Raw genomic sequence first — 11,950 nt, forward strand, 5'->3', positions numbered from 1 at the left:
CAAAATTTCTTTCTGCCGGGGATCGGCCGGCTGCGGCGGCGTCGGCTGGGGCTGCCGCTGGGGCATCGGCGGCCGCGGGGGGGGCGGCCGCCGCGGCGAAGGCCGCGGCGGCCTCCTCCTCGGCGCGCCGGCGGTCGAGCTCGGCCTGGTCGGCGGCGGCCTGCACCTGCTGCGCGGCCGCCTCGGCCGACTCGCGCTCGCCGCGGCTGGCGGCGAGGTCCGACAGCGGCTGCAGGTCGGGCTCGGCCTGCGCCGGCGCGCTCTGCGCGGTGAGGCCGAGCGCCTGGGCGACGGCCACCGACTCCGACGTCCCGGCCTCGGCCTGCGCGGCCGGCTCGACGCCGACGAACACGTTGACCAACACCGCCCCCGCGGCGGCCACGCCGACGTAGAGGGCCGGACGGCGGCGCAGGGCCGCGGGCGTGCGGCGGGCCGCGGGGCGGGCGGGCAGGGCGACGGTCAGCGGCGCCGTCTCGGGCTCGGCCGGGCGGGTCGCCGCGGCGCGGTGGGATGCGGTCGTGCGGTGCTGCATGGGGAGAGGTGCTCCTGGGGTACGGGTGTCGCGCGGCGGCGGGCGCCGGCGGCAGGGGTGGCGGGCAGCGGAGGCGGCGGCGGGGCCGGGCTCCACGGGCGCACCGGACAGCGGCGGGGAGGCCGCCCGAGCGCAGGTGCTCGGCGGTGGTGGACCGGTGGAGCGGCGTCGGCTACCGACGGCCGCGGGCGCCTAGCTGCGCGGGTGGACCCTGCTCCGCGAGGACCGGGCGGAGCGGGATCGGGCTGCAGGGCAGGGGCACGCCATCCGGCGGCTCTCCGTTTCTTCCGTCGGCCGCCTACCGAGTTAGCTGACGGGTTCGGGCGGGAAGCGGCCCTACCCGGTCCGGACGCGGGTCCGGAGCGGGATTCACCCCAGTACTGCGGTGGGTCCCCGGCTCGTCACGAGGGGGCTCGTGGACGACTCGGCGGCGCCCGCCCGGACTCCCCGGGGCGGGGACGTGGCTACCGGACGGACGCGGTCACGGTAGACGCGTTATCGAGTCGTGACAATCCGGCACGCCCGGTTCGTCAGGTCCGCACCGGCGCGGCCGCCGCGCGCCGGGCGCCTGACCGTGTAGGACGCGACGCGCAACCGGCGCGGAGAAGTGGCGGATCACACACCGGAGCGGCTGTCGGGGGCCACGACCTGCGCCTGTAGACGTCCCAGACGACCTACAGGCCCCGGAAAGGCCGGGCGAACGGTCCTGGAACGGGTGGTCGGGGCCCCTCTGCCGTGAGACGGCCCCGGCAGGCTCGGTAAGTTCCCGACCCAGCGGGCCGCAGCGCGCACGTCGGGAGGCGCGATGAGTGGATGTCCCGCGAGGGAGAGGTGCAGTCGTGGCAGCCGTTGACGCCGTGCTCGACGAAGCAGGGGTGAAGAACAGTCGCGTCCGCGACTTCGTCCGCCAGTGGGCCGAGCACACCGGTGCCGCCCGCGTCGAGGTGGTCCACGCCTCCGACGACGCGCGCCTGATCCGGGAGGCGCTGGAGGCCGGCGAGCTCCTCCCCGCCGGGGAGGGCCGGTACTACTCCCGCAGTCATCCCAAGGACACCGCGCGCTCCGAGGAGCGCACCGTCGTCGCGACGAACGACGAGTCCGACAAGGGCGTCTACAACAACTGGAAGCCCGCCTCGGAAATGCGCTCGCTGCTCACCGAGCGCATGGAGGGCGCCTCCGCCGGCAAGACGATGTACGTCGTCCCCTACCTGATGGCCCCGCCCGGCTCGCCGCTGGAGGAGTACGCCACCGGTGTCGAGCTGACCGACACCCGCACCGTCGTGCTGCACATGAACCGCATGGCGCGCGTCGGCGTGGAGTTCGTCAACGACCTCGCCGACCAGGACAGCTTCGTCCGCGGCGTGCACGTCACCGGCGACCTGGACAACCTGGGGCACGGCACCCCCGACGACCAGCGCTACTTCGTCACCGTCGCCGACGAGCGCACGATCCTGCACTACGGCTCCTCCTACGGCGGGAACGCCCTGCTGGGCAAGATCGCCCACGGCCTGCGCCAGGGCGCCTACGACGGCTGGCGCTCCGGGGAGTTCCTCGCCGAGCAGTTCATGCTGCTGGGGATCACCGACAAGCAGACCGGCCGCAAGTACCACATCTGCGGCGGCATGCCGAGCGCGTCGGGCAAGACCAACCTGGCGATGACGCTGGCCCCCGACATCCTCGGCGACCGCTACCACGTGACGTTCTACGGCGACGACATCGCCTGGCTGCGCGTCGACCCCGAGGACGGGAAGATCTACGCGATCAACCCCGAGTACGGCGTGTTCGGTGTCGCCAAGGACACGAACGAGGCGACCAACCCCACCGCGGTCGAGGCGATCGCCGAGGGCACCGGCACGATCTTCACCAACGTCGCCTACAACGAGCAGACCGCCGACGTCTGGTGGGAGGGCAAGAGCCCCGAGCCGCCGGCCGACGTCACCGGGTGGCGCGACTGGCAGGGCACGCTGATCAGCGAGCGGTCCGAGGCGGAGCGGGACGCCCCCTGGGCCCACCCGAACAGCCGCTTCACCACCACGCTGGCCAACGTGCCAAACCTGGCACCGGACTTCGACACCCCCAAGGGCGTGCCGGTGGACGCGATCATCTTCGGTGGCCGCACCCGCGACCGCGAGCCGCTGATCCGCGCGATCACCGACCTCGCCGAGGGCGTCTACGACGGCCTGACCCTGGGCGCGGAGGCCACCTTCGCCGCCGAGGGCACCGAGGGCGTGCTGCGCTACGACCCGATGTCGATGCGCCCGTTCATGGCCACGCCCGAGGCCGCCTACGCCGCGCACTGGCTGAAGGTGATCGGCGCGGCGAGCGAGCAGCCGCTGTTCGCGCACGTGAACTGGTTCCAGCGCGACCCGCAGGACGGCCACTTCCTGTGGCCGGGGTACCGGGACAACCTGCGCCCGCTGCTGTGGCTCATGCAGCTCAAGAACGGCGAGGTCACCGGCCGCCAGACGCCGGTCGGGATCGTGCCGCTCGCCGAGGAGCTCGAGCTCGAGGGCGTCGACCTGCGCGACGGCGACCTGGAGAAGCTCCTCACCATCGACACCGAGCGCTGGTGCCAGGAGATGGGCCACCGGGAAGCCCACCTCCAGCTCTTCCCGGGCCTGCCCGAGGAGATCTGGGAGGCGCACCGCCGGGTGGCCGCCGCCCTGGACGCCGAGCGGGGACAGTGACCCGCCCGGCTCCGGCCACCGCCTGACCGCGACGAGGACCCCTGCAGCCACCCGGCTGCGGGGGTCCTCCCGCGTTCACCCGGCGTCGGCCCAGGAGCGGACGACGGCGACGTCGAGCGGGAAGTCCACGGGGAAGCTCCCGAACAGCAGCCGGCCGGCCGTCCCCGCCGCCGCACGCACCGCGTCGGCGACCGCCGGCGCGAGCTCCTCCGGGGTGTGCACGACCACCTCGTCGTGCAGGAAGAAGACCAGGTGCGGCCGCCGGTGCAGCGGCTCCTCCCCCAGCAGCTCCTCCCCCAGGCGCCAGAGCCGGTTGCGCAGGTCGGCCAGCCAGCACAGCGCCCACTCCGCGCCGGTCCCCTGGACGACGAAGTTGCGGGCGAACCGGCCCCACGCGCGGCGCTCGCGGTCGTGGTCCTCGCGGCGGCCCGCCGGCTGCGGCGCCTCGCCCAGGTCGGCCTCCCGCTCGGCCCACGCCCCGGACGGCCGCGGCGACCCGCGGCCCAGCAGCGTGTGCACGACCTCGCCGCGCTCGCCGGCCCGCGCCGCCTCCTCGACCAGACCGACCGCCCGCGGGTAGCGGCGGGCCAGCCGCGGCAGCATCCGGCCGCTCTCGCCGCGGGTGCCGCCGTACATCGCGCCGAGGATGCCGACCTTCGCCTCGGCCCGGGTGGCGACCGCGCCGCCGGCGACCATGCCCTCGTACAGGTCGGCCGCCCGGGCGGCCTCGGCCATCGCGGTGTCGCCGCTCATGGCCGCCAGCACCCGCGGCTCCAGCTGGGCGACGTCGGCCACGACCAGCCGCCACCCGTCGTCGGCGACCGCGGCTGGGCGCACCGCCGCCGGCACCGACAGCGCACCGCCGCCGTGCGAGGCCCAGCGCCCGGTGACCACCCCGCCCGGCAGGAAGGTGGGCCGGAAACGGCCGTCGCGCGCCCACGTGTCCAGCCAGGCCCAGCCGTTGGCGGTCATGAGCCGGGCCAGCCGACGGTACTCCAGCAGCGCCGGGACGACGGGGTGCTCGAGGCGCTCGATCGTCCACGACCGGGTGTCCTCGACCGGCAGCCCCGCCGTCCGCAGGGCCCGCAGCAGCTCGCCGGGCGAGTCGGGGTTGAGCTCCGGCGCCCGCAGGGCCGCCCGGACCTCCCCGGCCAGCCGCTCCAGCACGACCGGCCGCGCCCCCGCCGGGGGGCGTGGGCCGAGCGCGTCGGACAGCAGCCGCTCGTGCACGTCGGCGCGCCAGGGCAGCCCCGCGGCGGTCATCTCGGCGGCGACCAGCGCGCCCGAGCACTCCGCGGCGAGCAGCAGCGCCAGCCGGGCGCGGTGCGGCGAGGCGGCCAGCGCCGCCTGCTGCCGGTCGTCCTCCGCGGCCGCGTCGAGCGCGTCGGCGGGATCGGCGAGGGGGAACAGCGCGGCCTCGCCCGCCCCGGCCGGCGCGAGGGCGGCCCACCCCGCGCTGTCGGCGCCGGTGAGCAGGGCGCGGTCGACGAACGGCGACCGCCGCAGGACGGCGTGGCACAGCCGCAGGTCGGTGCAGCGCTCGACGCGCACGCCGGCTGCGAGCAGGGCCGGGTACCAGCGGGTCGTGTCGTCCCACACCCACCGGACGTCCCCGCCGCTCTCCCGCGCCCGGACGGCGGCGGGCAGCTCCTCCGCCGCGACCCGGGTGACCGCGGCCCCTGCCGTGCGGTCGAGCAGCTCCACGCGGCCGCCGTCCAGCCGCCGCAGCAGGACGCGGTGCACCGTCTCAGTCTCGCCCACGGCACCGGCACCGCCGGTCGGTGCTCCGACCCGATCCGGCGAACCCGCCGCCGGGCGTGCCGGGATCGGCCGGTCTCCGGGGTAGCGTCGGCGAGAACCCGAGGGGGCCCCATGGCGACACACCGCGGACTCTGCTCCGATGCCCACCTGGGCTGCCCCTGCAGGGGCGACGAGAGCCGGCACGAGGAACGCTCCCAGCACGTCGCCGAGGCGCGGGCGCAGGGGCCCGAGCCGGCGGAGTGCCCCGAGTGCGGCGGCCCGACCACGCCCCTGGCGCTGGTCGAGTGGGGCAACTGCCGGGCCTGCCGGACCGCCCAGTCCCGCCAGACGCACCCGTTGCGCTGGTGACTTCCCCCTCGTCCGGGGGTCGATCCGCGGCGAGCCGTCGACCGCGGGACCCGCATCCCCTACAGTGGGTGGCGGTCGCTGTCGTACCTCTGCTTCGTTCTCGGACGTCCGCAGTCGTCTCTGCCTGACGTTCCTCTCGGTCCTGCCGGTCGGTGCGGCGACCCCGGCCCGGCGCATCGCCGGCCCGGACACCTCCCAGCACGGAATGAGAACAGCATGGCCACCGGCACTGTGAAGTGGTTCAACGCGGAGAAGGGCTTCGGCTTCATCGCCCAGGACGGCGGCGGCGCCGACGTCTTCTGCCACTACTCCGCCATCAGCGGCACCGGCTACAAGTCCCTCGACGAGGGCCAGCAGGTCGAGTTCGACGTCACGCAGGGCCAGAAGGGCCCGCAGGCGGAGAACGTCCGCGCCGTCTGACCGACGGACGCACGGAGGGGCCACGGCGCACTGCGCCGTGGCCCCTCTGCCGTTCCCGGGCCCGAGTGCTCGTCCGGGGCTCAGCCGCGCAGGAGCCCGCGCACCCGCTCGGTCAGGCAGGCGCCCAGCCGGGCACCCAGGCGCAGCAGGTCGCCCCACTCCGCGGGACGCGGGGCGGCCGCCGGACGGGGAGCGCTGCGCCCGGCCCGCGACGGCTCCGCGGCGTCCACCGGGGCGACCGGGTCCACCAGGGCCGTGGGCTCGGCCGGAGGCACGAGCAGGTCGATGGCCGAGCGGCGTCGTGGTTCCCGCAGCGACTCGAAGGACGGTATCGGCGGCGCGACCGGGGCGTCGTCCCCACCGCCGGCTCCCTGGTCGATCACGGAACGGAACCTCCCTCGTCGTCCTCGGAGGACCTCGCCGGCAACTCGGACGACCCTATCCCGGCACCCGGACCGCCGCCCCGGCCGCCTAGGGTCGCGGCGTGGAGGTCTGGTTCAACCCCTCGTGCTCCAAGTGCCGCACGGCCAGGACGCGGCTCGACGAGGCCGGCGTCGCCTACCGCCTGCGCCGCTACCTCGACGAGCCGCCGACCGAGGACGAGCTGCGGGCCGCCCTCGCCGCGCTCGGCCTGCAGCCGTGGGACGTCACCCGCATGTCCGAGCCGCGGGCGAGGGAGCTCGGGCTCCGCGACGCCCCGCGCGACGCCGATGCGTGGATCCGGGTGCTCGTCGAGAACCCGCGGCTGATCCAGCGGCCCATCGTGCTCGGCGACGACGGCCGCGCCTGGGTGGCCCGGGACGACGAGACCCTGCGCGAGGTCGTCGCCGAGGGCACGGCGGCCGGCCCCCGCGACCAGGGCTGAGGCCGGCGGCTCAGCCGGCGGCGGTCCACCACCGGGCGGGCCGGACGTCCTCGAGGGCGTCGTCGACCTCGCGCCGTGCCTGCTCCCGGCGCCGCGCGATGGACGCGGCGGCCCCGAGCCACAGCGCCGCCAGCGTCGACAGCAGCACCCAGCCGACCAGCCACGCCCACCACGGCATCGCGCACCTCCTCCGGTACGCCACGCTCGCCCAGGACGACCGGGACCCACAACACCCTGTCCAGGGGGTCGCGTCGCTCCCGGGGGTCAGGAGAAGCGCGGATCGGGAGGCAGCCGCGGGTTCAGCAGGTGCGCGACCAGCGCCGTCCAGCCGGTCTGGTGCGAGGCGCCGAGCCCCTCGCCGGTGTCGCCGTCGAAGAACTCGCTGAACGTCGGGTGCTGCTGCCACAGCGGCGACTCGGTGGCCTCGATGCGCTTACCGTCGGCCGGGCGCTTGCCCTCCACCGGCCGGAACAGCGCGGTGAGGCTGTTGTCGACGAGGTCGGCGGCCTCGACCAGCGTGCGCCGCTGACCGGAACCGGTCGGGATCTCGATGGTGAACGAGTCGCCGTAGAAGCGGCCCAGCGTGCGCAGCTTGTCGGCCAGCAGCACGTTGACCGGGAACCAGACCGGGCCGCGCCAGTTGGAGTTGCCGCCGAAGAGCTTGGTGCGCGACTCGCCCGGCTCGTACTCGATCGAGACGTCCCGCCCGCCGACCTGCGCCACGACGTGCCCGGTGGCCTTGGACAGCGAGCGGATCCCGTAGGGCGACAGGAACTCGTTCGTGTCGAACATGCGGGTCAGCAGCCGCTCGAGCCGCTCGCGGTCGACCAGCGAGAGGAGCATCTTGCGGCCCTCGGGCGCCGACCGGCTCAGCAGCGGGCCCATCAGCTCCGGGCGGCGGCGCTGCAGCCAGCGCAGCTGGTTGGCCACGTCGGGGCACTCGGACTGGATCCACGCCGGCACCTCGGTGGCGCCGAGGATCGGCAGCAGCCCGACCATCGACCGGACCCGCAGCGGCTCGGCGGTGCCGTCCGGGGCGACGAGGACGTCGTAGAAGAAGCCGTCCTCCTCGTTCCACAGCGACTCCTCGTGCGAGCCGAAGTTGTTCATCGCCTGCGCGATCGACAGGAAGTGCTCGAGGAACTTCGTCGCCGTGGAGTCCCACGCCTGGTCGAACCGGGAGAGCTCCAGGGCGATCTTGAACATCTGCTGGCAGTAGAACGCCATCCAGCTCGTCGCGTCGGACTGCTCCAGCCGGTAGCCGGGCGGCAGCGGGGCGGAGCGGTCGAACAGCGCGATGTTGTCCATCCCGAGGAAGCCGCCCTCGAACAGGCCCGAGCCGGTGGAGTCCTTGCGGTTGACCCACCACGAGAAGTTCAGCAGCAGCTTGGTGAACACCCGGATGAGGAACTGCCGGTCGCGGTAGCCGTCGATCCGGTAGACGTGCCAGGCGGCCCACGCGTGCACGGGCGGGTTGACGTCGCCGAAGGCCCACTCGTAGGCCGGCAGCTGGCCGTTGGGGTGCATGGCCCACTCGCGGCACATGAGGACCAGCTGCTCCTTGGCGAAGTCCGGGTCCACGTGCGCGAGCGGGATGCAGTGGAAGGCGGTGTCCCACGCGGCGAACCACGGGTACTCCCACTCGTCCGGCATCGAGATGACGTCGGCCAGCGCCAGGTGCCGCCAGCCGGAGTTGCGCCGGCCGCGCCGGCGCCGGCTCTCGGGCGCGGAGAAGTCCGGGTCGCCGTCGAGCCACTGGGAGACGTCGAAGCGGTAGAGCTGCTTGGTCCACAGCAGGCCGGCGTAGGCGCGCCGGGCCACGTGCCGGTCCTCGTCGGACAGCCCCGGGTGGATCACCGTCCCGTAGAACTCGTCGGCCTCGGCCCGCCGGGTGGCCAGGACCGCGTCGAACTCCTCGCCGAAGACGGCGTCGTCCGGGTCGGCCTGCCGCAGCCGCAGCCGCACGCTCACCGTCTCCCCCGGCGCCACGGCGTCCCACCGGTACCAGAAGGCGGCCTTGGTGCCGGTGTCGGCGGGGTTGACCGCCGCCCGGTCGCCCTCGACGACGCGGCGGTTGATGCCGTCCTTGGGGTACTTCGTGGAGTTGCGCCGCTCGCCGAACAGGGCGACGGCGTTGGTCTCGTTCTCGCAGAACAGCACGTCGGGCGAGCCCTCGGCGGCGAGCACGTAGCGGCCCAGGTAGCCGTGCTCGGCCTCGACGGCCTCCAGCCCCGACACCGTGAGGGTCGGGGCCAGCAGCTGGTCGATCCGGCCCTGGCGCTTGTCGCCGCCCCACGACCAGGTGTTGCGGAACCACACCTGCGGCAGCAGGTGCAGCGGCGCGGCCTCGGGGCCGTGGTTGGTGGCGGAGACGACGATGCAGACGTCCTCCGGCCCGGCCTTGGCGTAGGTGACCTGGACGTCGAAGAAGCGGTCCTCGTCGAGGACGCCGGTGTCGGCGAGCTCGTACTCGCGCTCCAGCTTCGACCGGCGGGCGTTCTCCTCCCGCAGCTCGGCGTAGGGGTACTCGGCCTGCGGGTAGCGGTAGAGCCACTGCATCCAGGAGTGCGTCGGCGTGCCGTCGACGGCCCACCAGTACTCCTTGGCGTCCTCGCCGTGGTTGCCCTCCTCGTTGGTGAGCCCGAAGAGGCGCTCCTTGAGGATCGGGTCGCGGCCGTTCCAGAGGGCGACGGAGAAGTTGAGGAAGCCGAAGCGGTCGCAGATGCCGCCCAGCCCGTCCTCGCCCCACCGGTAGGCCCGCGCGTGCGCGTGGTCGAACGGGAACGAGTTCCAGGCGTCGCCGTCCTCGGAGTAGTCCTCGCGGACGGTCCCCCACTGGCGGCCGGCCAGGTAGGGCCCCCACGTGCGCCAGGGCGACGCCATGTCGGCCGACCCGGCCAGGCGGGCGTGCTCGGCGGTGCGCGGCGGGGTGGCGCTCGCGCGCGGGCCGTCCGGGACGCCGGGAGCTGCAGCGGTCACGGACCCACGGTGCCACGGGGACGGTGACGGGACGGGACGGTGCGGGTGCTCCCCGTGTCTCCTGTGGTCGGGGGGACCAGAGGGTCGAGTTGTGACGGGTCCGTCCGTCCGGGTCACGCGACGGGGCCGCCGGCTCGCGACCGGGGGGTGGGGTCGAAGCGGGCCACCTCGGCCAGCGCCTCGCCGAGGTAGGCCACCGCGTCGGCCGCCCGCCGCTCACCGGCCTCGGCGGTGGCCTCCCGCGCGTCGCCGACCACCCCGGCGGGGCCGAAGTCGTCCGACGTCCACCCGAAGGCCACCGAGCCGCCGAAGCGCACGTGCCGGTAACCGGCGAGGTGCTCGGGCACCCACCGGTCGGCCTGCGCCATGTCCACCAGGTCCGGGCGCAGGTGCAGCATCAGCGACGTCTCCTCGAAGCCGCCGTGCACGCCCATGCCCAGCTCCCCCGCCGGGCCCGCGCCGCCCTGGTCGGCGGGCAGCCGCGGGTGCAGCGTGAAGGTCCGCAGCCCCGTCTCCACCCGGATGTCGCGGGCGACGACCTGCAGCAGCGCCGAGTTGCCGCCGTGGCCGTTGAGGAACGCCAGCCGCCGGGCCGGGGTCGCGGCGACGCTGCGGCCCAAGTCGCGCAGCACCGCGGTCAGCGTCCGCGCCGACAGCCAGAACGTGCCCGCCGACCACGCGTGCTCGTTCGACTTCGTGTACGCCAGCGGCGGCAGCAGCCACAGGTCCAGCTCGTCGCCGAACCGCTCGACGGCCCGTTCGGCCAGCGACTGGGCGGTGATCAGGTCCGTCGCGACCGGCAGGTGCGGGCCGTGCTGCTCGATCGCGCCGGTCGGCAGCACCAGCACGCTGTCCGGGCCCAGGGCCGCGGTGAGCGCCGGTGCGGTCAGTTCGGTGAGCAGTCGGGTCGCCACCCGGCGCAGGCTAGGGACGCCGCGTTGCCGGGGGATGTCGCCCGCGGACGCCGCCGTCACGTGGCCGGAACACCCGGCTGCGAGGGTCCGCGGCGTGCTGATCGTCCGCGACGCCCTGACCGTGTGGACCGGGACCGGCGAGGAGGGGCCCGGCGACGTCGTCTGCGGCGACGACGGCCGGGTCGCCGCGGACGGCGGTGGCGACGGCGGCCACGACGACGGCGAGGTGCTGGACGCCTCGGGCTGCGTGGTCACCCCGGGGCTGGTCAACGCCCACGCCCACCTGCTGCAGACCGCGTTCCGCACGCTGCCCGGCACCCGCGGCGTCCCGATGGCGCGGTGGCTGCCCACCATGGCCGCCGCGTACGCCGCCGCCGGCGTCGACGGGGAGCTCGTGCACGCCGCGGCCTCGGTGGGACTGGCCGAGGCGCTGCTGTGCGGGGTGACCACCGTCGCCGACCACCACCTCACCTGGCCGCGCGACCCGGCGCCGGCCGACGGCGGCGTGGCGCTCGCCCGGGCCGCGGCGGACGCGGCCCGGGAGCTCGGCGCGCGGCTGGCCTTCGTGCGGGGCAGCGCCGGGGACGACCCGGAGACCGCCGCCGCCTCGGCCGACGCGGTCGCCGGCGCGCTCGTGCCGCACGGCGGGGTGACCGCCGACGGCGGACTGCAGGTGGCCGTCGGCCCGGCGGGGGTGCACAGCGACGGCGCGGAGACGTTCCGCCTGCTCGCCGAGGTGGCCGCGCGGCACGGGCTGCGCCGGCGCACCCAGGCCGGCGAGGAGGTGGACGTCGTCGCGGCGCGGGAGCGGTACGGCCGCCGGCCGCTGGAGCTGCTCGCGGAGTGGGGCTGGCTCGCCCCCGACGTGACCCTGGCCCACCTCTGCGACGTGACCGACGCCGAGGTGGCCGCCGTGGCCGCCGCCGGGGTCTCCGCCACGCACGCCCCGGGCTGCGACCTGCCGATGGGGTGGGGCGTGGCGCCGATGGCCGCGCTCGCCGACGCCGGCGTCCCCGTCGGGCTGGGCACCAGCGGCGGCGGCTCCAACGACGCCGGGCACCTGCTCGCCGACGCCCGCCTGGCGATGCAGGTGGCACCGCTGGCCGGCCGGCCGGTGGCCGCGCGGGAGGTCCTCGGCTGGGCGACCCGCGGCTCGGCCGACGGGCTGGGCCGCCCCGACCTCGGGCGGCTGGCCGCCGGGACGCGCGCCGACCTCGTCTGCTGGGACGTCACGGGCGTGGCCGACGCCGGGGTGGCCGACCCGGTGGCCGGGCTCCTGTGGGCCTCCCCCGGCCGCCGGCCCCGGCACGTGGTCGTCGGCGGCCGGGTCGTCGTGCGCGACGGCGTGCTGCAGACCGCGGACGAGCCCGGCGTGGCGGGGCGGCTGCGGCGGGTGCTGGCGGCGCGCACGCCCCGGTGACGTGCGCGTCACCGCGCCGCAACG

10 protein-coding genes, 1 pseudogene and 1 riboswitch are annotated in these 11,950 nt (G+C 75.6%); of the genes and pseudogenes, 5 read left to right on the plus strand and 6 right to left on the minus strand.

What is annotated here, in order from left to right; all coding sequences use genetic code 11:
* A pseudogene (locus tag ACI8AX_RS18245) lies at positions 1 to 532 on the minus strand (hypothetical protein); the annotation flags it as partial.
* 280 nt (positions 533 to 812) lie between these two features.
* Positions 813 to 956: riboswitch (cyclic di-AMP (ydaO/yuaA leader) on the minus strand.
* 415 nt (positions 957 to 1,371) lie between these two features.
* Here ACI8AX_RS18245 and ACI8AX_RS18250 point away from each other — a divergent pair.
* A complete protein-coding gene (locus ACI8AX_RS18250; RefSeq protein ID WP_456551266.1) occupies positions 1,372 to 3,219 on the plus strand; it encodes a phosphoenolpyruvate carboxykinase (GTP) in 1,848 nt (615 codons plus the stop codon).
* A gap of 75 nt (positions 3,220 to 3,294) precedes the next feature.
* Here ACI8AX_RS18250 and ACI8AX_RS18255 read toward each other — a convergent pair whose 3' ends face one another.
* Positions 3,295 to 4,980: a bifunctional 3'-5' exonuclease/DNA polymerase gene (locus tag ACI8AX_RS18255; protein ID WP_456551267.1), complete on the minus strand. Its 1,686-nt coding sequence runs from the start codon at positions 4,978 to 4,980 to the stop codon at positions 3,295 to 3,297.
* A 111-nt stretch (positions 4,981 to 5,091) separates the two neighbouring features.
* Here ACI8AX_RS18255 and ACI8AX_RS18260 point away from each other — a divergent pair, with 111 nt between their 5' ends.
* Entirely contained in the window at positions 5,092 to 5,328 is a 237-nt protein-coding gene (locus ACI8AX_RS18260; RefSeq protein WP_456551268.1) for a hypothetical protein, read from the plus strand.
* A 216-nt stretch (positions 5,329 to 5,544) separates the two neighbouring features.
* Positions 5,545 to 5,748 (plus strand): cold-shock protein, encoded by a 204-nt coding sequence (locus ACI8AX_RS18265; RefSeq protein ID WP_456543346.1) that lies wholly within the window; start codon positions 5,545 to 5,547, stop codon positions 5,746 to 5,748.
* 80 nt (positions 5,749 to 5,828) lie between these two features.
* On the opposite strand, the gene ACI8AX_RS18270 is transcribed toward ACI8AX_RS18265, so the two are convergent.
* Positions 5,829 to 6,131 (minus strand): hypothetical protein, encoded by a 303-nt coding sequence (locus tag ACI8AX_RS18270; protein ID WP_456551269.1) that lies wholly within the window; start codon positions 6,129 to 6,131, stop codon positions 5,829 to 5,831.
* Between the two features lie 101 nt (positions 6,132 to 6,232).
* On the opposite strand from ACI8AX_RS18270, the gene ACI8AX_RS18275 reads away from it, so the two are divergent.
* Positions 6,233 to 6,613, plus strand: coding sequence for an ArsC/Spx/MgsR family protein (locus tag ACI8AX_RS18275; RefSeq protein WP_456551270.1), 381 nt, complete (start codon positions 6,233 to 6,235; stop codon positions 6,611 to 6,613).
* 10 nt (positions 6,614 to 6,623) lie between these two features.
* On the opposite strand, the gene ACI8AX_RS18280 is transcribed toward ACI8AX_RS18275, so the two are convergent.
* The 3 genes from ACI8AX_RS18280 to ACI8AX_RS18290 form a co-directional block, all read right to left on the minus strand.
* Positions 6,624 to 6,791 carry a hypothetical protein gene (locus ACI8AX_RS18280; RefSeq protein ID WP_456551271.1) on the minus strand — a complete coding sequence of 56 codons (168 nt, stop codon included), beginning with the start codon at positions 6,789 to 6,791 and terminating at the stop codon, positions 6,624 to 6,626.
* A gap of 86 nt (positions 6,792 to 6,877) precedes the next feature.
* On the minus strand, positions 6,878 to 9,592 hold the full coding sequence (locus tag ACI8AX_RS18285; RefSeq protein ID WP_456551272.1) for an MGH1-like glycoside hydrolase domain-containing protein: 2,715 nt from the start codon (positions 9,590 to 9,592) through the stop codon (positions 6,878 to 6,880).
* 113 nt (positions 9,593 to 9,705) lie between these two features.
* On the minus strand, positions 9,706 to 10,506 hold the full coding sequence (locus ACI8AX_RS18290; RefSeq protein WP_456551273.1) for a creatininase family protein: 801 nt from the start codon (positions 10,504 to 10,506) through the stop codon (positions 9,706 to 9,708).
* Positions 10,507 to 10,600: 94 nt separating this feature from the next.
* Here ACI8AX_RS18290 and ACI8AX_RS18295 point away from each other — a divergent pair, with 94 nt between their 5' ends.
* Positions 10,601 to 11,926: an amidohydrolase family protein gene (locus ACI8AX_RS18295; RefSeq protein WP_456551274.1), complete on the plus strand. Its 1,326-nt coding sequence runs from the start codon at positions 10,601 to 10,603 to the stop codon at positions 11,924 to 11,926.
* Positions 11,927 to 11,950: the final 24 nt, after the last annotated feature.

This window comes from Blastococcus sp. SYSU D00813, from assembly GCF_054050735.1.